This is a genomic window from Trabulsiella guamensis ATCC 49490 (genome assembly GCF_000734965.1).
Lineage (GTDB): Bacteria > Pseudomonadota > Gammaproteobacteria > Enterobacterales > Enterobacteriaceae > Trabulsiella > Trabulsiella guamensis.
Map to the genome: position 1 here is coordinate 69,210 of NZ_JMTB01000074.1, position 21,106 is coordinate 90,315.

The following is a 21,106-nucleotide window of genomic DNA, read 5'->3' on the forward strand; positions in this document are numbered from 1 at the left end:
GATTTTTCGGAGCCGATCAGCCCGCACGTTTGGCGGAAAGCGCGACCCAACGCTGCACCGAGGCGCGCTGCCACTGGAAGGTGGCGTAATCCGCCAGGCGTTCTGGTACCGCGTCGCCGTTAAGTACCAGACGGTTGATCATCAGCGCCAGATCAGCATCGGCAATACACCATTCGCCGAACAGATTGGGATTACCGTGTGCCAACAAGTCACTGGCGGTACTGAATAATTTTTCGGCACTCCCTTGCCCTGCTGCGCTCAGCGCCGGTTTCTTCACGCCACCAAAGATAACGTCAGTGGATCGCTCTTCGCGAATCGGCATCAGATCGCTGCGCAGCCACGCCTGGATCTGGCGTGCGCGGGCGCGCTTTTCAAGGTCATGCGGATAGAGACGTTCCCACTGCGGCGGCGCAAAGCGCTCATCAAGATATTCGGCGATGGCCGAGGATTCGCTCAGTTCAAAGGCATCCACTTCCAGCAACGGTACGCGGCGGGTGACGGAAAAGCCTTTCCATTGCGTCTGTAAATGTTCACCGCGAGACAGATCGACCGTTTTCAGGGTGAACGGTAAGCCCTTCTCCTGCAATGCAACGTAGACGGACATGACATACGGCGAGAAAAAACTGGCATCGGACCACAGCGTTATGACGGGTTTGCTCATAGTATCCTCAACGGGCTATAGGGTTTTCTGTCACCATATCGTCTCTTTCGCACGCTGTCACTTGATCAAAACTCACACTCGCCATTGAGCTTCTATACTCCTTGTTTCAACACGTCGGCTTATTCACGGGAGTGATGATGATTGACTTGTATTACGCGCCTACCCCCAATGGGCACAAAATTGCCCTGTTCCTCGAAGAAGCAGAACTGGCTTATCGCCTGATTCGGGTGGATATCAGCAAAGGCGAGCAGTTTCGCCCGGAGTTTCTGGAAGTATCGCCCAATAACAAGATCCCGGCGATTGTCGATCACGTTCCGGCTGACGGCGGCGCGCCGTTGAGTCTGTTCGAGTCTGGCGCCATTCTGCTTTATCTGGCTGAAAAAACGGGCAAACTGTTGAGCCTGGAGCCCCGTGCGCGCCATACCACGTTGCAGTGGCTTTTCTGGCAGGTCGGCGGGTTGGGGCCGATGCTGGGACAGAATCACCACTTCAACCACTTCGCGCCGCAGCCAGTACCTTATGCCATCGAGCGTTTTCAGGTGGAGACGCAGCGCCTCTACAATGTGCTCAACAAGCGGCTCGAAACATCACCGTGGATGGGAGGTGAAGAATACAGCATTGCCGATATCGCCTGCTGGCCGTGGGTGAACTCACATGTGCGCCAGCGTATTGATCTGGAAAACTTTCCGGCGGTAAAAAACTGGTTTGAGCGGATCCGAACCCGACCGGCCACCGTCAAGGCGCTGCAAAAAGCGCAAGCAGGATAAGATGATGTATCATGGCGGCAACCATGCTACAGAGGAAGCCTGCAATGTCTCAGCCAGACGCCATGATTCGAATTAAAAACCTGCGCCTGCGTACTTTTATCGGCATCAAGGAAGAGGAGATCGCCAATCGTCAGGATGTCATCGTGAACGTCGTCATCCACTACCCGGCTGATAAAGCGCGGTGCAGTGAAGACATTAACGATGCGCTGAACTACCGCACGATTACCAAAAGCATTATCCGCCATATTGAAGATAACCGGTTCTCGTTGCTGGAAAAATTAACTCAGGATGTGCTCGACATCGCACGCGAACATCACTGGGTCACTTATGCTGAAGTGGAGATCGACAAACTTCACGCGCTGCGGTACGCCGACTCGGTATCGATGACGATGAGCTGGCGACGTTAAGCGCAACCGGGAGGTTGCATGAAAATTCTGATAACCGGCGGTACAGGACTCATTGGACGTCATTTGATCCCCCGGCTTTTCGCGCTGGGGCATGAGGTTGTGGTCGTCACACGCAACCCGGAGAAGGCACATAACGTGCTCGGAGATCGTGTTGCGCTGTGGAAAGGGCTCGAGGATCGTCAGAATCTGGACGGTATCGATGCGGTTATTAACCTCGCCGGTGAGCCCATTGCCGATAAGCGCTGGACGGACGAACAAAAGCAGCGGCTCTGCAACAGCCGCTGGAACATCACCCAGAAGCTGGTTGATCTGTTTCATGCCAGCGAAACGCCACCAGCAGTGCTGATTAGCGGTTCGGCTGCGGGGTATTATGGTGACCTCGGCGAAGTGGTCGTCACGGAAGAGGAACCGCCGCACAACGAATTTACTCACAAACTTTGTGCCCGCTGGGAGCAAATCGCCAGTGGCGCGCAAAGCGACCGCACCCGCGTTTGCCTGCTGCGGACCGGCGTCGTGCTGGCTCCCAAAGGCGGGATCCTTGCTAAAATGCTACCGCTTTTCCGGCTCGGCCTCGGTGGCCCGATGGGTAACGGCAGACAATATCTGGCGTGGATCCACATCGACGATATGGTAAACGGAATTCTCTGGTTGCTGGACAACGACCTGCGCGGACCGTTCAACATGGTATCGCCCTACCCTGTACGTAACGAGCAGTTCGCCCATACGCTGGGTCATGTGCTGCACCGTTCTGCTGTGTTGCGCGCGCCAGCCACCGCAATACGGCTGATGATGGGTGAATCCTCCGTGCTGGTGCTCGGCGGTCAGCGGGCGCTCCCCAAACGTCTGGAAGAGGCTGGTTTCGCCTTCCGCTGGTATGACTTAGAAGAAGCCCTGTCAGATGTGGTAGGTTGATTGCGGGCAACGGGCTCATGATACAGTGAAAGGCCAACGCATCAGAATGGCGACGTTATGGCGATAATCACCACCACCCGGCTTATCCTTTCTCCCTTCCAGACCACCGACTGGCGGTTTTTTCGCGCGCTGCGCGAAGACCCGTCGGTGATGCGCTATATCGCCAGCATCGCCCCGGAAAAAGATAACCGCCTGCTGTTCGCCACCCGCCTGAACGCGCCGCATACCTTTGTGGTTCGCACCCATGACGACCCAACCGCGCTGGGCGATATCGGCCTGAAAATCAGCCCGCAGTACCGTGAAGAGGCGGATATTGGTTATATGTTTATCCCACAGGCGCAGGGGAAAGGCATTGCCAGCGAAGCGGTGCGCGCGCTCTGCGAATACGCCTTTACTCAGGTGGGCATCAAGGCGCTCAATGCCTGGGTGCTGGCCGATAACATCGGCTCAGTGCGCGTACTGGAAAAGTGCGGTTTTGTGCGTACGCAGATGCTGGAAAAGGCGTACGAGATTGACGGCGTGGACTATGACGACTGGGTGTATCGTCTGGAAAGTCCTGCATTTTAATCCCTTCATGACTGTCGCCGTATTCCTGAGATAACGCGTGGAAAACGGCTCGCAAAAACGCAAAATCGCTCCCGCAGCCAGAAAGAATAGCCCGACCCGCGGGCTATCGTGTGTTATTTCAGTGAGCCTTTCAGGAACTGCTGCAAGCGTGGGCTCTGCGGGTTGCCGAACAGATCATCCGGGTGCCCTTCTTCTTCGATTTTCCCCTGATGCAGGAAAATCACGTGCGAGGAAACGTGGCGGGCAAATCCCATTTCGTGCGTCACGACGACCATCGTTTTCCCCTCTTCGGCCAGCTTCTGCATGATGCGCAGCACTTCACCCACCAGCTCAGGATCAAGCGCCGAAGTGGGTTCGTCAAACAGCAGCACTTCCGGCTCCATTGCCAACGCGCGGGCAATGGAAACACGTTGTTGCTGACCGCCGGAGAGATGCACCGGGTATTTGGTCTGCTGACGCTCGTCGATACCGACTTTTGCCAGATATTTTTCCGCCCTCTCGCGGGCTTCTTGTTTGCTCAGTCCGAGCACCTGAACCGGTGCTTCCATCACATTTTCCAGCACTGTCATGTGATTCCACAGGTTGAAGTGCTGAAATACCATCGTCAGACGTGTGCGCAGCAGGCGAAGCTGGTTTTTATCCGCGACCTTAAGCTGACCGTCTTTGTCACGCACCAGGCCGATATTCTGGCCGTTCACCACAATCGAACCTTCGCTCGGCTTTTCGAGGAAGTTAATGCAGCGCAGGAAGGTACTCTTCCCGGAGCCCGATGAACCGATGATCGAGATAACATCGCCGGCATTCGCCTTCAGCGTGACGCCTTTCAATACTTCATGCTCGCCGTAGCGTTTATGCAAATCGATGACGTTTAGTTTGTTCTCAGCCATGATGTTCTCAATGCGTTGAAGAAGGTGATAAATGCTGCATCCAGCGCTTTTCCGCTCTGCGGAACAGGCTGATCAACACATACGAAATGATCAGATACAGTACGGCGGCAATCCCGAATGCAGTAAAGGGCTGATAGGTCGCCGAGTTGATATCACGGGCGATTTTCAGCAGATCCGGCACCGTCGCGGTAAAAGCCAGCGCGGTGGAATGCAGCATCAGAATCACTTCGTTACTGTAGGCCGGTAAAGCAATGCGTAACGCCGACGGCAAAATGATACAGCGGTACATTTTGCCGCTGGAGAAGCCGTACGCGCGCGCCGCTTCAATTTCACCGTGTGGCACTGAACGAATGGCCCCGGCAAAAATTTCCGTGGTATACGCACAGGTATTCAGGGTCAGCGCCAGCACTGTACAGTTCAGGCCGCTGCGGAAAAAGGCATTCAGCAGTTCCGTCCCCTTCACCACTTCCAGCGTATACATCCCCGAGTAAAACACCAGCAGTTGCACGTACAGCGGCGTTCCGCGAAAAACATAGGTAAAAACCCAGATGGGCATGCTGATGAATTTATTGCTTGAGACACGCCCAATCGCCAGCAGCACCGCCAGCAAACCGCCCATCACCACAGATAAAATCAGTAACCAGAGCGTAATGGCCACCCCGGTGAAACGATAGCCATCGGTCCACAGCAGGGCTTTCCAGTATTCCTGAATAATGTCGATCACAGGTCAGCCCTCTTCACACCCACAGTATAACGACGCTCAAGTAACAGCAGCACGCCGTTGGATACCGTAGTAAAAACCAGATAAATCACCCCGCAAACAACGGCAAAGTAGAACGGCTCCCAGGTGCTTTTCCCGGCGAGTTGCGTGGCTTTTACCACATCTTCCAGCCCAAGCAGCGATACCAGTGCGGTGGCTTTCAGTATGACTTGCCAGTTGTTGCCGATGCCCGGCAGCGCGAAGCGCATCATCGCCGGAAACATAATGCGGCGGAAAGTCTGGCGACGGGTAAAACCAAACGCCGTTGCCGCTTCCAGATGTCCCTTCGGGACTGCCAGATAGGCACCACGAAAAGTTTCAGTAAAATAGGCGCCGTAGATATAACCCAGCGTGATGATCCCCGCGACCATGGGGTCAATATCAAACTGTGCCAGACCTAAGGCGTCGGTAATGGTATTGAGCACTATTTGTAAGCCATAGAAAATCAGCAGCATCAATACCAAATCCGGTACACCGCGAATAAGCGTGGTGTAGGCTTCAAACAGCAACGCCAGCGGGCGATTGTTCGATAACTTCGCGCCAGCCCCGGCAAGCCCAATCACCACAGCTAACAACACGGAACTGATAGCCAGTTCCAGCGTCACGAGAGCGCCATGAAAAATAACTTGTGAAAACCCGTACAGCATTCCGCCTGTCCCGTCTGTGTAACACCTTCGCGCCCAAAGACACGAAGGCTCATACGTGCTGGTTAGTCACCATACACATTAAAATCGAAGTACTTTTTCGCTAATTTTTCGTAGGTACCATCGGCACGCATTTCAGCAAATGCTTTATTCAGCGCTTCACGCAGTTCGTTGTCTTCTTTACGCAGGCCCATACCCGTGCCAACGCCGAACAGTTTGATGTCCTTGATTGACGGACCGCCAAACTCATAATCGCTGCCTACCGGTTGTTTGAGGAAACCTTCGCTGGCAGCGACTTCGTCCTGGAACGCGGCGTCGATACGCCCTGCCGTCAGGTCAGCGTAGATGTTGTCCTGCCCCTGATAGGAGACAATTTCAATCCCTTTCGCCGCCCAGTGTTCGTTGCCGTAGGTTTCCTGCGTGGTGCCCTGCAATACGCCAACGCGTTTACCTTTCAGCGTTGCGAGATCAGGCGTGATATTACTGCCTTTTTTCACAACCAGACGGGAATCCGCTGCATAGAGTTTGTCGGTGAAGGCAATCTCCTGCTGACGTTTTTCGGTGATCGACAGCGACGACATGATCGCATCGATTTTCTTCGCTTTCAGAGAAGGGATCAGTGCATCCAGCGGGCTTTCGATGAAGGTACATTGCGTTTTTAAGCGCTGGCAGAGTTCTTTCGCCAGATCGATGTCAAAACCCACCAGTTCACCCTGCGCATTTTTTGATTCGAACGGGGCATAGGTGGGATCAGTGCCAATACGAAGTTTTTGCGGGATTGCTGCGTAAACGGTGGATATGCTGGAAAGCGCCAGCATTAATGAGAGAGACAACGCCAGTTTTTTCATATCTATCCTCAACAGACTTTCATTCTAACGGGGGTCAAGCAAAAGTACGGTACAGGTTATCGTGCCATTTTTTGCGGTAAGTCGACACGTTTTTTTGCAACAGAAATGCTTAAATATGCACTACCAAGCTAAAAATCAGCATATTCAATGCGTATCTAATGCATTCATTAGGGTAATGCACCAAAACGAGTCATCATTTTGATGCATTACACTCCGTTAGTCTGGATGGTCTGCGGTAGACGACTTACTCGCCGTAGACATTAAAGTTAAAGTACTTCTTCGCCATCTTGTCGTAAGTGCCATCTTTGCGCAGATCGCCCAGCGCTTTGTCGAAGGCGGCTTTCAGCTCAGCGTCGTCTTTACGCAGACCCACACCCGTGCCGTCGCCGAAGTATTTTTTGTCTTTCACGGAAGGACCAGCAAAGTCGAAATCTTTACCGGCAGGCTGTTTGAGGAAACCTTCACTGGCGGCCACTTCATCCTGGAATGCAGCATCCAGACGACCGGCGGCAAGGTCAGAGTAGATCAAATCCTGGTTCTGATAGGCAACAACATCAACGCCCTGTGTGCGCCATTTTTCATTGGCATAGGCTTCCTGAGTCGACCCCTGAAGCACACCAACGTGTTTGCCTTTCAGCACATCAAGCTCCGGTTTCACCGACGACCCTTTCGCGGCAATTAAGCGGGAATCCGCGGCGTAGAGTTTGTCAGAAAAGGCAATCTCCTGCTGACGTTTCTCAGTGATAGAGAGCGAAGAGATGATGGCGTCGATCTTTTTCGCTTTCAGCGAAGGGATCAGAGAGTCAAAATCGCTGCCCACCCAGGTACATTTCACCTGCATGCGTTTGCACATCTCGTTGCCCAAATCGATATCAAACCCAACAAAATCCCCCTTCGCATCTTTCGATGAGAAAGGCGCATAAGTCGCGTCTGTGCCAATGCGAACTGTCTGCGGCAGCGCGGCAAATACACTGGATGCGCTGCAGATACCTGATAACAACGTGAGAGCCAGAACCGTCTTCTTCATACATTACCCTTAAAATGTCGTGATGTAGTAAGTGTCTTGTTATGTCGTTTGCGTGTTGTGTGTTGTTGTTGCAGACAATTCTTGCATCTTTTATGCCATATTCGCCGACCTCAACGAAATCGACGTTAAATATGTTAACAAAAAGTTGCGATGTTGTCGTCAGAAGGAAAGATAACAGCAATGACAGATAAACCGCAGCGGCGCAGCGCAAAAAAACAAATTAAATGTTGAGGATTTGATCGTGGTTGCAAAATCGCCCCAGAACAGGGCGAAGCGACAGATTATGCACTACGCTGGTGCAGCGTTACGCCCCCTGCCAGCGGGTGAATAAATCCTCAGGTAAATCAATATCAAACTGGTCAAGCACCCGGTTGACCGTCTGGTTGATGACATCATCCAGGGTTTCAGGGCGATGATAAAATGCCGGTACTGGCGGCATGATCACCGCCCCAATTTCCGCCGCCTGGGTCATTAATCGCAGATGGCCGAGATGCAGCGGCGTTTCACGCACACACAACACCAGCGGACGCCGCTCCTTGAGGATCACATCCGCCGCGCGGGTCAGTAGCCCATCGGTATAGCTGTGAACAATCCCGGAAAGCGTCTTGATCGAACAGGGCAATATCACCATCCCGGTCGTCTTAAACGAACCGGAGGAGATACAGGCGGCGATATCACGGGCATCGTGCACCACATCGGCCAGCGCCTGCACCTCACGCAATGTAATGTCGGTTTCGAGCGACAGCGTCTGACGCGCTGCCTGACTCATGATCAGATGCGTTTCCACTCCGGCGACATCACGCAGTACCTGCAACAGGCGCACGCCATAAATTGCGCCACTGGCGCCTGAGATACCTACAATGAGTCGTTTCATAATTGAGTCCTCCCGACATTTTCAGGCTGACAATGCCGCAAACAGACGGGAGTTGCAAGACAAGCGCGTCCTGCCGGGTAACAGAACGCGCCAGAGGAGAGTTAACCTTCGTTATGCATCTCTAAATTTTCCATTTCGTTCTGACGCAGCAGAGCTTTCGCATCGTCATTACGTAAGGAATCGAGATAGTCGAGATACTGCTGGTTAACATCTTTGGTCACGTACACGCCATTAAATACCGAGCACTCAAACTGCTGAATGTCCGGGTTCTCGGCGCGTACCGCCTCGATGAGATCGTTAAGATCCTGGAAAATCAGGCCATCTGCGCCGATGATCTGGCGGATTTCATCCACTTCGCGACCATGGGCAATCAGTTCGTTAGCAGTCGGCATATCGATACCGTACACGTTCGGGAAACGAATTTCCGGTGCGGCAGACGCCAGATAAACTTTCTTCGCCCCCGCTTCGCGTGCCATTTCGATGATCTGCTCAGACGTGGTACCGCGGACAATGGAGTCGTCCACCAGCAGCACGTTCTTGTCACGGAACTCGGCGCGGTTGGCGTTCAGCTTACGGCGCACCGATTTACGACGCAGTTGCTGCCCGGGCATGATAAAGGTACGACCGACATAGCGGTTCTTCACGAAGCCCTGACGGTACGGTTTTTCGAGAATACGGGCGATTTCCAGCGCAATATCGCATGAGGTTTCCGGAATGGGGATGACCACGTCGATGTCGAGATCTTCCCACTCGCGGGCAATTTTCTCGCCAAGTTTGGTTCCCATATTCACGCGGGCGCTGTAGACGGAAATTTTATCGATGAACGAATCCGGACGCGCGAAATAGACATACTCAAACAGGCACGGGTTGCTGACCGGGTTATCCGCACACTGGCGGGTAAACAACTGCCCTTTCTCGGTAATGTAGATGGCTTCGCCTGGCGCGACATCACGCAGGAACTCAAAGCCCAGCGTATCCAGCGCCACACTCTCGGAGGCCACCATGTATTCGGTACGACCATCGCCAATATCGCGTTTGCCGAGTACCAGCGGGCGAATACCGTTCGGATCGCGAAAGGCGATCATCCCATGACCGATAATCATCGCCACGCAGGCGTAGGCGCCGCGGATCTGCCGGTTAGTGGCGGCTATCGCCGCAAAAATGTTGTCCGCTTCCAGAGGATAGTGGCGGAAGTTATCCAGCTCGCTGGCAAAAATGTTGAGCAGGATTTCAGAATCTGAAGTGGTGTTAATGTGACGGCGCTTCTCTTCGAACAGCTTTTTACGCAGCTCGTGCGCGTTGGTCAGATTACCGTTGTGCGCCAGGGTGATGCCGAAAGGAGAGTTGACGTAAAAAGGTTGTGCCTCGGAGGCGCTGGAGCTACCGGCCGTGGGGTAACGCACATGGCCAATCCCCATATTGCCCTGCATACGCTGCATATGGCGAGCTTCGAACACATCACTCACCAGACCGTTGGCCTTACGCAACCGGAAACAGTTGTTCGCATCAATGGTGATGATGCCTGCGGCATCCTGCCCGCGGTGCTGAAGCACCGTTAACGCGTCATAAATCGACTGGTTGACCGGCATAACACCGGCGATACCGACAATACCGCACATACGTCATTTTCCTCGTTAAGAACTGCCCAAAGCTTATACCCTGGGCAAGAAACTCGACGAGCTTTGCAGATAGTCAAAGAACCATCTGATGATGAAACTGAATTGTGGGATCAACTGCGACTTCTGCCAGTCTTCGCTTTTAGACAGACCGGTAAAGGTATCGAGGAAGAACAGAATGGCGGCGACAATCAGCACGCCACGTAACGCACCGAAACAGATCCCCAGCACCCTGTCGGTCCCGGACAGGCCAGTTTTTTCCACCAGCGCTCCGATGACATAGTTCACGATAGCGCCGACAATCAGCGTCGCGACAAACAGCACCGCGATCGCAATCCCATTTCGAACCAGTTCGTCTTCAAAGCCCGTAAACCAGACTGACAGGTAAGTGTAGTAATGGCTGGCAACAAAGAAAGCACAACCCCAGGTTACCAGCGATAACGCTTCACGAACAAAGCCGCGGATCAGGCTCACCAGACAGGAAAAACCAATCACCGCGATAATGGCGTAATCAATCCAGACCATATGTGTCCCACGATTTCACGCCCTGTCATCCAGTTCGGGGCGCATTCTAACAGAAAAAGAAAACGTTTGCGTAGGGATTTCCTTCCCGCGCTTAAATAAAAATGGCGCTGAAAAAATGTTCAACGCCATTCGGTTCGTCACCGGGGATCGGGGTTAATTCGGCGAATAACCCATCACCACCCCGCTCAGCCCCGACAGCTGTTTCAGCTCGCCAAGCGAACCTTTCAGCTTCTCTCTCGAGGCGTCCGGGCCAACCAGAATTCGGGTGATTTTACCCTGTACCGGTGTGGAAGGCGACGTGTAAACACGATAACCCGCGCCGCGCAGTTTACCTACGATCTCGTTGACTTTATCGGCGTTCTTCAGCGCGCCTAACTGCACCACATACGCTTTACCGGTCGGCGCAGGTTTCTCCTCCGGCACCGGTTTTTCGGTAGGCGCAGACGTTTCAACAGGCGTTACCGCTGGTTTTGCGGGTGTCGGTTTAGGTTGCGTTTTTTCGACCGGTTTCGGCTTCGGCGGCGTCACCGGTGCGGGCACCTCGTCGATATCGCCATTGCCCGTCATTCGTGACGGATCCAGCGACGGCGCGGCTGCATCGCCCGCCCTCACCTCTTCAGCCGCCCCTTCCGGTGGCTGAGCAGGCAACGCCTGCGTGGCGGCAGGCAGCATATCCGGCTCATCCCGATCGCCCGGTTTTGGCACCAGCGGGATCGCCGCGAATTCATCCTGATAATGTTTTTTCTGCCCATCGAGCAGCCCTGGCAGCACGATCACCCCCAGCGCCACCAGCACAATTGTCCCGACCAGACGGTTCTGAAACTTACTCGCCACCGGTTCTCCCCGCGTCCATCTCTTCCATTACATGCGCTACCGTGTGGAACGAACCACACACCAGCACCGTATCCTCTGGTTTCGCCTCAGCCATTGCCGCATGCCAGGCATCTGCCACACTGGCATAGACTACGCCGCGAGGCAAATGTTCCAGCAGCTGTTCCGCAGTCGCTCCGCGCGGTCCTTCAAGCGGGGCACAATACCAGTTATCGACCAAACCTGTCAGTTTCTCCAGCGTACCGGCAATATCCTTGTCATGAAGCATACCAATGACCGCCAGCAGACGTCCGGTTCTGGATAACATTTTCAGACGTCCGGCAAGATACGCCGCCGCATGGGGATTATGCGCCACGTCGAGGATCAGACGTGGCGACTCGCTGACAATCTGGAAACGCCCTGGCAAAATGGCCTGCGCAATGCCGGTACGGATCGCCTGCTCGCTGACTTTTAGCCCGCTGGCGCGCAGCGCGGCAAGCGCCGTCGCCGCATTCGGTTGCGGCACCTGCGGTAACGGCAGATCGCGCAATTCTCCCTGCGCATCGCTAAAGGTCCAGCTATTGTCGCTGACCTGATAGCGCCAGTTAACATCACGGCGCAGCAGTAGCGCGCCCTTTTCCTTCGCCACGTCGGCAATGCTCGACGGCATATCCGGTTCACCGACAATCGCCGGTGTACCGTGGCGGAAAATACCGGCTTTCTCACGACCGATGCTTTCGCGATCCGGTCCCAGCCAGTCAGTGTGATCAAGGGCGATACTGGTAACCACCGCGACATCCGCATCCACCAGATTGGTGGCATCAAGACGACCACCCAGGCCGACTTCCAGGATCACCACATCCAGTTGCGCCTGCTGAAACAGCCACAGCGCCGACAGGGTGCCAAATTCAAAATAGGAAAGTGAAATATCGCCGCGAGCCGATTCAATTTCAGCAAACGACGCGGTATGCGCCGTTTCCGGCAGCTCTTCGCCCTGTACGCGAACGCGTTCGGTATAACGCACGAGATGCGGCGAACTGTAGACGCCCACCTTATAACCCGCCGCCATCAGCACCGCTTCCAGCGTGCGGCAGGTGGTGCCTTTACCGTTGGTTCCGGCCACAGTAAAAACAAACGGCGCCGGTTTCTGCACCTTCATTCGTGCCGCAACCTCGCTGACACGTTCAAGGCCAAGGTCGATGGTTTTGGAATGCAGATTTTCCAGATAAGAAAGCCACGCAGCCAGCGGCGACGTAGCCTGAGGAGTACGTTGTTTTTCCATGATGCCCGCGATAGTTAACGAAACAAAAAGGGCAGCGCCGTCTGGCCCTGCCCTTTGCATTATCAGGCCCCAGGTTCCTGATCCGGTACCGGAGGTACCACCACGCTTTCGCGCGGTTCATCGGGATCCGGCGACGGGAGATTCATCAGCTTAGCCAGAATGCTGGCAAGCTTCAGGCGCATTTCCGGACGACGGACAATCATGTCGATCGCCCCTTTTTCAATCAGGAATTCACTGCGCTGGAATCCCGGCGGCAGTTTTTCACGCACCGTCTGTTCGATAACGCGGGGACCCGCGAAACCAATCAACGCTTTCGGTTCAGCGACGTTGAGATCACCGAGCATCGCGAAGCTTGCGGAAACACCACCCATGGTCGGGTCGGTCAGTACAGAGATGTACGGCAGACCGCGTTCCTGCATTTTCGCCAGCGCGGCGGAGGTTTTCGCCATCTGCATCAGCGACATCAACGCTTCCTGCATACGGGCGCCACCGGAGGCGGAGAAGCAGATCAACGGACAGTTGTCTTCCAGTGCCTGTTCAACGGCACGGACGAAACGCGCGCCGACAACCGAGCCCATGGAACCGCCCATAAAGGAGAATTCAAACGCCGCCGCAACGACCGGCATGCCGTGCAGCGTGCCTTTCATCACCACCAGCGCGTCTTTCTCGCCGGTTTCTTTCTGAGCCGTTGCCAGACGGTCTTTGTATTTTTTGGAATCACGGAACTTCAGCACATCTTTCGGCTCAAGTTCGCTCCCCAGTTCAACCAGAGATCCTTCATCCAGCAGGCTATGCAGGCGGTTTCTCGCCGTCATACGCATGTGATGATCGCACTTAGGGCAAACCTCCAGGTTACGCTCCAGTTCGGCACGGTAAAGTACCTGACCGCAGCTGTCACACTTGGTCCAGATCCCTTCAGGAATACTGGCCTTGCGGGTGGGGGTTATATTGCTTTTAATTCGTTCAATCCAGCTCATTGATAACCTTTCTGCCTGAACCTGGTCGATGCCAGTTTTGCCGTAAGGGGCGAATAATGCCATTTTTGCCGCTTACAGACCATGAAATGTTGCACATTAAAACATAAGCGCTCGAAACATGGGATAAAAAAGTGGTCGAACCCCTTACTTCTCCGGTTTCGTCTGTTTCGCCGCAGCCCGCTTGTGGCGGATGATTTCCACCACGCCCGGCAGAACCGAGAGCACAATGATCGCTACGATCAGCAGCTTCAGATTCTCCTGCACGATCGGCAGATCGCCGAACAGATAGCCCGCGTAGGTAAACAGCAGCACCCACAGCAGCGCGCCAACCACGTTATACGCCGCAAAATGACGATAAGACATATGTCCCATTCCCGCCACAAAGGGGGCGAATGTTCTGACGATGGGCACAAATCGCGCCAGAATGATGGTCTTACCGCCATGCTTCTCATAGAACGCATGGGTCTTATCAAGATAGCTGCGGCGGAAGATTTTTGAGTCCGGGTTACTGAACAGCTTCTCGCCAAACAGGCGGCCAATCGTATAGTTCACCGCATCACCAACAACAGCCGCGATGACCATCAGCAATACCATCAGATGCACGTTGAGATCATTGGTCGGCAGCGCCGACAGCGCGCCGGCAACAAACAGCAGCGAATCGCCAGGCAGGAATGGCGTCACCACCAGACCCGTTTCGCAAAACAGAATCAGGAACAGAATGGCATATACCCAGACGCCGTACTGCGCGACCAGTTCAGCCAGATGTACGTCAATATGCAGGATGAAATCAATCAGAAAGCGAATCAGATCCATAGTTGCTTAGCCTTTAGTTACTGCATTATCGCACTTAGTCCGCCAGAAACAGCGGGCCCATCGGCGTCTTCGGCAGGTCGAAATAGTCGGGGTAGTCCACCGCCACCAGATACAATCCTTCCGCCTTCGCCGTTGCTGCCGCCAGCGTTCTGTCCTTCGCTGCCAGTAGCTCTGCAATCCAGCTCTCTGACTGGTTTCCGGCGCCCACTTCCATCAGGCTGCCCACGATATTCCTGACCATATGATGAACAAAAGCATTCGCTTTGATATCGACCACCACATAAGGGCCATGACGTTGAACGTCAATGTGCATCACGTTCCGCCACGGGGTGCGCGACTGGCACTGAACAGCACGAAACGAGGTAAAATCATTCTCGCCAATCAGACACTGCGCCGCACGATGCATCCGCTCAGCGTCCAGCGGCTGGTGACAATGGGTCACCCCCTGGCTTAACACCGCAGGGCGCAAGCGATGATTGTAGATGACATAGCGATAACGGCGCGCTGTGGCACTGAAACGTGCATGAAAATCATCGGCAACATGTTTCACCCAACGCACCGCGATGTCACCAGGCAAATTCGCATTTACGCCCAGCGTCCACGCCGCGTCTTTACGCAGCGCGTGTGTATCGAAATGCACTACCTGTCCGGTGCCATGCACGCCTGCGTCGGTGCGCCCGGCGCAGAATACGTGAACCGGCTCGTTCGCTACCTGCGACAGTGCTTTTTCGAGTTTTTCCTGCACGCTGCGCACTTCGTTTTGCCGCTGCCAGCCGTAATAGTTGCTGCCGTCGTACTCGATGCCAAGGGCAATACGATAGACTGGCTGCTCTGCCACTTCCGACATTAGTACATATACTCCTGCACCAGCTTCTCAGCGATTTTGACCGCCATCAGTGCGCCGCCGAAACGAACATTATCCGCGACTGACCAGAACTGGATTTGCTCCGGCATGCCGTAATCGTTGCGCACGCAACCCACTGACAACTGCGCGCTGCCGGAGGCGTCGCCCACCTGCGTCGGGAATTCATTCGCTTCCGACAGCACAATGTCTTCACCGCGGATAAAGGCGTCACGCGCCTCTTCCGCTGCCAGCGGACGCAGCGCTTCAAAACTGACCATCTGCGCATGACCGTAGAAGACTGGCGACTGCACGCAACTGGCGGAGATCATCAGACCATCGTCCTGCAGGATTTTACGCACCTGGTCGACAATGCGACGCTCCTCGCGCACGCTACCTTCGCGATCCGGCAGCAACGGCAGGAGGTTGAACGCCAGCTGACGGCCAAAGAAATCGTCTTCATCGATCGGAATACCGTTCAACAGCTTAGCGCTCTGCCCTGCCAGCGCATCGACCGCTTTTTTACCGTGAGCGGAGGCTGACATCAGGCTGGTTACCGCAATGCGCGACAGGCCGCCTTCATCGATCAGTGGCTTCAGCGCCGCCAGTAACTGGCTGGTCAGGCTGTCCGGCACGGCGATAATGTTACGGTTGCGGTAATCCGCCAGCACATACGGGTTCACTTCCGGCACCACCAGCGGTACATCCGGCTCCAGCGCAAACAATCCGCTGGCATCAATGACCAGACAACCGGCGTTAGTCGCCTCCTCAATGTACTTCGCGCTGGCTTCAGCACCGGCGACGAAAAACGCCAGTTGCGCCTGCGTCCAGTCAAAATCGGCGGCGTCCTGCACTTGCACAGTTTTGCCCTCGTAGCGCAGCGATTCACCCGCGCTATCACTACGCGCCAGCGCATGCAATTCACCCACCGGGAACTGACGCTCGGCAAGGGTTTCGAGCAGGGCTTCACCCACGGCGCCCGTGGCGCCCAGTACGGCAATATTCCAGCCTTCAGACATGGTGGTTACTCCAGAAAAATAGCCGCCCCGCCGCTATCGTCGGCGAAGCGTATTAAGAAGACATTAACGCGTTGCGTGATGAACGGCGTTGAAACCCAGTTTTGTCAGTGTTTCAGCCGCCCGGGCATCATCACACTGCACATACAGCGAGGACCATTCACGGCGTTCCTGATAATTTTTGCGCAGCTTGTCAAATTCACCCGCTTTACCCGCCACCTGTCGCAGCGGCGCATCATCGCGGCGCACATCATACACCAAATGCACCAGCCTTTTCAGCGTTGCCTGATCGAGCGGACCGTGCAAGGTAATGCGGCCAAACTCCGGTGCTGGTAACAGGGTATCCAGCGATATCTGGTGGCGTTGACCGATAAATTCGCTATAGGCTTCAAACACCTGAGTGGTACCACGCGCCTTACCTTCCAGGGTATAGCCCGCGATATGCGCGGTACCGATGTCCACCTGCGTCAGCAGTTCCGTGTTGAGATCCGGCTCTGGCTCCCAGACATCAAGCACCGTACTTAAGCGTTGTCCGGCGTTAAGACGCGCCAGCAGCGCGCTGTTGTCGACTACCGCGCCGCGGCAGGCGTTAATCAGAATGGCGCCAGGTTTCAGACGGCTGATCAGTGCTTCATCCGCCAAATGCAGCGTTTTGTACGGGCCGTCTTTAAATAATGGCGTATGGAAGGTCAGAACGTCCGCCTGCTCCACCAGCGTTTCCAGCGGCAGAAAGTCGCCGTCGTCGCCCTTATCGGCTCGTGGCGGATCGCACAGCAACGTTTTGATCCCCAGCGCCTCCAGCCGTTTTTGCAGACGCCCACCGACATTCCCCACGCCGACAATACCGACAGTGCGGTCGGTCAGCGCGAAACCATCGCGTTCCGCCAGCATCAGTAGCGCGGAAAAAACATATTCCACTACAGCAATCGCGTTACAGCCTGGCGCTGCAGAAAAACCGATCCCCGCCTGCGCAAGCCACTCCTCATCCACATGATCCGTTCCCGCCGTGGCCGTGCCGACAAATTTCACCGGTTTGCCTGCCAGTAATGCGGCATTAACCTTCGTGACTGAGCGCACCATGAGTGCGTCCGCGTCATCCAGCGCTTCCTCAGGAAGCGGACGACCAGTCACGGCCCTGACTTCGCCCAGGCGACTGAATAATTCGCGGGCATAAGGCATATTTTCATCAACGAGGATTTTCACAGTTTGTACCTGTCTGAGAACGAGAGTTAACCGCAGAAGTGTGCCATAATCTCGCCGCCAGGCATACCTGCAACCTGGTGGACACAGCCACGACGGTAAGGATTTCTCATGACGCAACCCATTTCAGGCATGCCATCTCGCCCGCCAGGTGAAGGCGTTCCCGCCACGTCCACGACCGGCGAACAACCGCTTTCAACTCAGCAACGTACCGTGCTGGAGCGCTTGATCACCCGTCTGGTGGCGCTGACGTCACAGCAGAGCGCGGAAGTGTGGGCAGGTATTAAGCACGATCTGGGCCTGAAAGGCGATGCGCCACTGCTCTCGCGGCATTTCCCTGCCGCCGAACAGAATTTAAACCAGCGGCTGACCACGGCACAACAGAACCTCAGCACCCGTCAGACGTTATCGCAATTAACCGAGTTGCTAAGCCAGGGCAATAACCGCCAGGCGGTGAGCGACTATGTACGCCAGCAGTTCGGGCAGACCGCATTGAGCCAGTTGACGCCCGAGCAGCTTAAGAGCGTGCTGCACCTGTTGCAAAACGGTCAGCTCTCTATTCCACAACCGCAGCAACGTCCGGCCACGGATCGCCCGCTGGCGCCTGCCGAGCATAATACGCTGAACCAACTGGTCACCCGCCTGGCAGCGGCGACCGGCGAGTCCAGCAAGCTTATCTGGCAATCGATGCTGGAACTTTCAGGCGTGAAAACCGGCGAGCTGATCCCGGCCAAGCACTTTGCCCAGTTGGTGACCTGGCTGCAGGCGCGACAAACGCTGAGCAGCCAGCAGACCCCCACGCTGCACTCAATACAGGCAGCGCTTAAACAACCGCTGGAACCCCGAGAAATGCAGACGTTGCAGGATTACGCCCAGCAAACCTGGAACGTCACGCCGCAGTCCGCCCTGACTATCGCCCAGGTGCAGGATCTGTTAAATCAGATATTCCTCAGACGCGTCGAACGTTCGCAGGATACCCTCGAAATTCGCGATATTCAGCCCATCTACAGCCCGTTCACACCGTTCATTGAGGCAGTAAAAACGATGTCAGCACGCCCGGGGCTGTTGCTGATTGCACTGCTGGTTGCGATGGCGCTGGTGTGGATCGTGATCTAACCCTTACGGAAACAGGCGGGCGTAATTACGAGGCCGACCATGGCGTTGCAATAGCCCGGCAGTGGGTTGTTAATGCATAAAAAAGGGAGCCATCAGGCTCCCTTTCACTATCTTGCGCAGAAATTACGCGTTCAGCTTGCGCATCACCAGGGTGGCGTTAGTCCCACCGAAGCCGAAGCTGTTGGACATCACGGTAGTCAGTTTACGCTCGGTCGGCTGCGTGACGATGTTCAGACCTTCCGCCTGCTCGTCCATCTCTTCAATGTTGATGCTCGGCGCGATAAAACCGTGCTCCAGCATTAACAGAGAGTAAATCGCTTCCTGTACGCCTGCCGCACCCAGAGAGTGGCCGGTCATCGCTTTGGTGGCGGAGATTGCCGGGCTGTTGTCGCCAAACACCTCACGAATAGCACCCAGCTCTTTTACGTCACCCACCGGTGTAGACGTACCGTGCGAGTTCAGGTAGTCGATTGGGGTGTCAACATCATGCATCGCCATCTTCATGCAACGCACCGCGCCTTCGCCAGATGGTGCAACCATGTCAGCGCCATCAGAAGTCGCGCCGTAGCCGACGATTTCAGCATAGATGTGCGCACCGCGTGCCAGCGCATGTTCCAGCTCTTCCACAACAACCATACCGCCGCCGCCTGCGATAACGAAACCATCACGGTGCGCATCATAAGTACGGGAAGCTTTGTCTGGCGTTTCGTTGAATTTGGTGGACAGCGCGCCCATCGCGTCAAACTCACAGGCCATTTCCCAGCACAGCTCTTCGCCGCCGCCGGCAAATACGATGTCCTGTTTGCCCAGTTGTATTTGCTCAACCGCATTACCGATACAGTGCGCAGAGGTGGCGCAGGCGGAGCTGATAGAGTAGTTTACGCCGTGGATTTTGAACGGTGTGGCAAGGCACGCGGAGACCGCAGACGCCATCGCTTTGGTCACGACATATGGCCCCACCGCTTTCAGACCGCGCGGGCTACGCATCGCGTCGGCACCGAATACCTGAGATTTAGAAGAACCGCCAGACCCTGCAATCAGGCCCACGCGCGGGTTGTTCTGATAAACCTCATCTTTCAGGCCAGCGTCTTCAATCGCCTGCTGCATGGAGAGATAGGAGTAGATAGAGGCATCGTTCATGAAACGAACCACTTTACGGTCGATCAAACCGGTGGTGTCCAGTTTGACGTTTCCCCATACGTGGCTGCGCATGCCAGAATCTTTAAACTCTTGCGAGAAAGTGATCCCGGAGCGTCCTTCACGCAGAGATGCCAGGACTTCCTGCTGGTTATTACCGATGCTGGAAACGATGCCCAGGCCAGTAATCACTGCACGTTTCATTCAATACCTCTGTTTGTCGCACTATTTTGAAGTTTCGAGTCGCAAGATAGCGTACACTTGTACGCCGAACAAGTCCGATCAGCCAATTTCTCTGAAATTTGCTCCTGCACCCACACATCGTTAAGATCGTCAGACTTCCCGTGATACGAGTAACTTACGTGAAACAAAACGCCATACAAACTGCCAACCTTGAATTCAATAATGAGGGTACACCTGTTTCCCGAGATTTTGATGATGTCTACTTCTCTAATGATAACGGCCTTGAAGAGACACGGTATGTTTTTCTCGGCGGAAACCGGATCACCGCGCGTTTTTCGGAACATCCCCGTTCGTTATTCGTCGTGGCGGAAAGCGGCTTCGGTACCGGGCTCAACTTCCTGACACTCTGGCAGGCGTTTGACGATTTTCATGCCAGTTCCCCGGACGCTACCCTACAAAGATTACATTTCATCAGTTTTGAGAAATTTCCATTGCAGGAGGACGATTTGCGGCTGGCGCATCAGCGCTGGCCGGAACTCGCGCCCAGGGCGGAACAGTTACAGGCGCAGTGGCCGCTCCCCGTTGCCGGGTGTCATCGCCTGTTGCTTGATGGTGGTCGCGTCACGCTGGATTTGTGGTTCGGGGATATCAACATGCTGACCGAAACCCTCGACGACACGCTGAATCAAAAGGTTGACGCCTGGTTTCTTGATGGTTTCGCGCCGGCGAAAAATCCGGATATGTGGTCGCCCGAGCTCTTTTCAGCAATGGCGCGGCTGTCACGCCCTGGCGGGACGCTGGCGACGTTTACCTCCGCCGGGTTTGTGCGACGCGGCTTGCAGGAAGCCGGATTTACCATGCAAAAGCGCAAAGGCTTTGGTCGCAAGCGTGAAATGTTGACCGGTGAAATGACCAACATGCTGAATGTCACCCCGCGTACGCCATGGTTTGCCCGCCCGGGTTCGTCTTCGCAGGACGTTGCCATCATCGGTGGTGGCATCGCCAGTGCGTTGTTGTCACTCGCCCTGCTGCGTCGTGGCTGGCAGGTAACGCTGTACTGCGCCGACAGCGCCCCGGCTGAAGGTGCCTCCGGTAATCGACAGGGGGCGCTCTACCCGCTCCTTAGCGCTCATGATCCTGCTCTGGCGCGCTTTTTCCCGCTGGCATTCACCTTTGCGCGGCGGTTGTACAATGCTCTGCCTGTGTCATTTGATCACGACTGGTGCGGGGTCACAC

The 21,106-nt window shown here is 55.1% G+C and carries 23 protein-coding genes; 6 read left to right on the forward strand and 17 right to left on the reverse strand.

The genetic code is table 11. From position 1 onward, the window contains the following. Nucleotides 1-16 precede the first annotated feature (16 nt). Complete coding sequence (gene yfcF, locus GTGU_RS10855) at nucleotides 17-661, reverse strand: glutathione transferase (RefSeq protein WP_038156667.1); 645 nt, start codon at nucleotides 659-661, stop codon at nucleotides 17-19. Between the two features lie 137 nt (nucleotides 662-798). Between yfcF and yfcG the strand changes: the two genes are divergently transcribed. Genes yfcG through GTGU_RS10875 form a run of 4 tightly spaced genes read left to right on the forward strand, consistent with a single transcriptional unit; the run spans nucleotide 799 to nucleotide 3,314 of the window. After that, nucleotides 799-1,428: a GSH-dependent disulfide bond oxidoreductase gene (gene yfcG / locus GTGU_RS10860; RefSeq protein WP_038156669.1), complete on the forward strand. Its 630-nt coding sequence runs from the start codon at nucleotides 799-801 to the stop codon at nucleotides 1,426-1,428. A gap of 44 nt (nucleotides 1,429-1,472) precedes the next feature. Then, the gene (gene folX, locus GTGU_RS10865) at nucleotides 1,473-1,835 is read left to right on the forward strand and encodes a dihydroneopterin triphosphate 2'-epimerase (protein ID WP_038156670.1); all 363 of its coding nucleotides are present in this window, start codon (nucleotides 1,473-1,475) and stop codon (nucleotides 1,833-1,835) included. Nucleotides 1,836-1,853: 18 nt separating this feature from the next. Then, complete coding sequence (locus GTGU_RS10870) at nucleotides 1,854-2,747, forward strand: TIGR01777 family oxidoreductase (protein ID WP_038156672.1); 894 nt, start codon at nucleotides 1,854-1,856, stop codon at nucleotides 2,745-2,747. Nucleotides 2,748-2,804: 57 nt separating this feature from the next. Further along, nucleotides 2,805-3,314, forward strand: a complete 510-nt coding sequence (locus GTGU_RS10875; RefSeq protein ID WP_038156674.1) for a GNAT family N-acetyltransferase — start codon at nucleotides 2,805-2,807, stop codon at nucleotides 3,312-3,314. A gap of 113 nt (nucleotides 3,315-3,427) precedes the next feature. Here GTGU_RS10875 and hisP read toward each other — a convergent pair whose 3' ends face one another. The 15 genes from hisP to pdxB form a co-directional block, all read right to left on the reverse strand. Continuing rightward, entirely contained in the window at nucleotides 3,428-4,201 is a 774-nt protein-coding gene (gene hisP, locus GTGU_RS10880) for a histidine ABC transporter ATP-binding protein HisP (protein ID WP_038156676.1), read from the reverse strand. A 7-nt stretch (nucleotides 4,202-4,208) separates the two neighbouring features. Beyond that, entirely contained in the window at nucleotides 4,209-4,925 is a 717-nt protein-coding gene (locus tag GTGU_RS10885; RefSeq protein ID WP_038156678.1) for an ABC transporter permease, read from the reverse strand. After that, nucleotides 4,922-5,608 carry a histidine ABC transporter permease HisQ gene (locus GTGU_RS10890; protein ID WP_038156679.1) on the reverse strand — a complete coding sequence of 229 codons (687 nt, stop codon included), beginning with the start codon at nucleotides 5,606-5,608 and terminating at the stop codon, nucleotides 4,922-4,924. The genes GTGU_RS10885 and GTGU_RS10890 overlap by 4 nt, the downstream gene beginning before the upstream one ends. Nucleotides 5,609-5,670: 62 nt before the next feature. Beyond that, the gene (hisJ, locus tag GTGU_RS10895) at nucleotides 5,671-6,453 is read right to left on the reverse strand and encodes a histidine ABC transporter substrate-binding protein HisJ (RefSeq protein ID WP_038156680.1); all 783 of its coding nucleotides are present in this window, start codon (nucleotides 6,451-6,453) and stop codon (nucleotides 5,671-5,673) included. 244 nt (nucleotides 6,454-6,697) lie between these two features. Then, nucleotides 6,698-7,480 carry a lysine/arginine/ornithine ABC transporter substrate-binding protein ArgT gene (gene argT / locus GTGU_RS10900; protein ID WP_038156681.1) on the reverse strand — a complete coding sequence of 261 codons (783 nt, stop codon included), beginning with the start codon at nucleotides 7,478-7,480 and terminating at the stop codon, nucleotides 6,698-6,700. Nucleotides 7,481-7,784: 304 nt separating this feature from the next. Further along, complete coding sequence (locus GTGU_RS10905; protein WP_038156682.1) at nucleotides 7,785-8,354, reverse strand: UbiX family flavin prenyltransferase; 570 nt, start codon at nucleotides 8,352-8,354, stop codon at nucleotides 7,785-7,787. A 101-nt stretch (nucleotides 8,355-8,455) separates the two neighbouring features. Then, the gene (purF, locus tag GTGU_RS10910; RefSeq protein ID WP_038156684.1) at nucleotides 8,456-9,973 is read right to left on the reverse strand and encodes an amidophosphoribosyltransferase; all 1,518 of its coding nucleotides are present in this window, start codon (nucleotides 9,971-9,973) and stop codon (nucleotides 8,456-8,458) included. Between the two features lie 33 nt (nucleotides 9,974-10,006). Further along, the gene (gene cvpA / locus GTGU_RS10915) at nucleotides 10,007-10,495 is read right to left on the reverse strand and encodes a colicin V production protein (protein WP_038156685.1); all 489 of its coding nucleotides are present in this window, start codon (nucleotides 10,493-10,495) and stop codon (nucleotides 10,007-10,009) included. Between the two features lie 153 nt (nucleotides 10,496-10,648). After that, the gene (gene dedD, locus GTGU_RS10920) at nucleotides 10,649-11,329 is read right to left on the reverse strand and encodes a cell division protein DedD (RefSeq protein ID WP_038156686.1); all 681 of its coding nucleotides are present in this window, start codon (nucleotides 11,327-11,329) and stop codon (nucleotides 10,649-10,651) included. Beyond that, nucleotides 11,319-12,587, reverse strand: a complete 1,269-nt coding sequence (gene folC / locus GTGU_RS10925; protein WP_038156712.1) for a bifunctional tetrahydrofolate synthase/dihydrofolate synthase — start codon at nucleotides 12,585-12,587, stop codon at nucleotides 11,319-11,321. Before folC ends, dedD begins: the two co-directional genes overlap by 11 nt. A gap of 62 nt (nucleotides 12,588-12,649) precedes the next feature. Then, the gene (gene accD, locus GTGU_RS10930) at nucleotides 12,650-13,564 is read right to left on the reverse strand and encodes an acetyl-CoA carboxylase, carboxyltransferase subunit beta (RefSeq protein ID WP_038156687.1); all 915 of its coding nucleotides are present in this window, start codon (nucleotides 13,562-13,564) and stop codon (nucleotides 12,650-12,652) included. Between the two features lie 144 nt (nucleotides 13,565-13,708). Then, a complete protein-coding gene (locus GTGU_RS10935) occupies nucleotides 13,709-14,377 on the reverse strand; it encodes a DedA family protein (RefSeq protein WP_038156688.1) in 669 nt (222 codons plus the stop codon). Between the two features lie 34 nt (nucleotides 14,378-14,411). Further along, nucleotides 14,412-15,224, reverse strand: a complete 813-nt coding sequence (gene truA / locus GTGU_RS10940; protein WP_038156689.1) for a tRNA pseudouridine(38-40) synthase TruA — start codon at nucleotides 15,222-15,224, stop codon at nucleotides 14,412-14,414. After that, on the reverse strand, nucleotides 15,224-16,237 hold the full coding sequence (locus tag GTGU_RS10945) for an aspartate-semialdehyde dehydrogenase (RefSeq protein WP_038156690.1): 1,014 nt from the start codon (nucleotides 16,235-16,237) through the stop codon (nucleotides 15,224-15,226). The genes truA and GTGU_RS10945 overlap by 1 nt, the downstream gene beginning before the upstream one ends. 63 nt (nucleotides 16,238-16,300) lie before the next feature. Continuing rightward, entirely contained in the window at nucleotides 16,301-17,437 is a 1,137-nt protein-coding gene (gene pdxB, locus GTGU_RS10950) for a 4-phosphoerythronate dehydrogenase PdxB (protein WP_038156691.1), read from the reverse strand. Nucleotides 17,438-17,545: 108 nt separating this feature from the next. Between pdxB and flk the strand changes: the two genes are divergently transcribed. Continuing rightward, nucleotides 17,546-18,550 (forward strand): flagella biosynthesis regulator Flk, encoded by a 1,005-nt coding sequence (gene flk / locus GTGU_RS10955; RefSeq protein ID WP_038156693.1) that lies wholly within the window; start codon nucleotides 17,546-17,548, stop codon nucleotides 18,548-18,550. Nucleotides 18,551-18,673: 123 nt separating this feature from the next. On the opposite strand, the gene fabB is transcribed toward flk, so the two are convergent. Continuing rightward, complete coding sequence (gene fabB / locus GTGU_RS10960) at nucleotides 18,674-19,891, reverse strand: beta-ketoacyl-ACP synthase I (protein ID WP_038156694.1); 1,218 nt, start codon at nucleotides 19,889-19,891, stop codon at nucleotides 18,674-18,676. Nucleotides 19,892-20,049: 158 nt separating this feature from the next. Between fabB and mnmC2 the strand changes: the two genes are divergently transcribed. Continuing rightward, the coding region (gene mnmC2 / locus GTGU_RS10965) for a tRNA (5-methylaminomethyl-2-thiouridine)(34)-methyltransferase MnmC2 (protein WP_038156696.1) at nucleotides 20,050-21,106 on the forward strand (1,057 nt) is incomplete at its 3' end.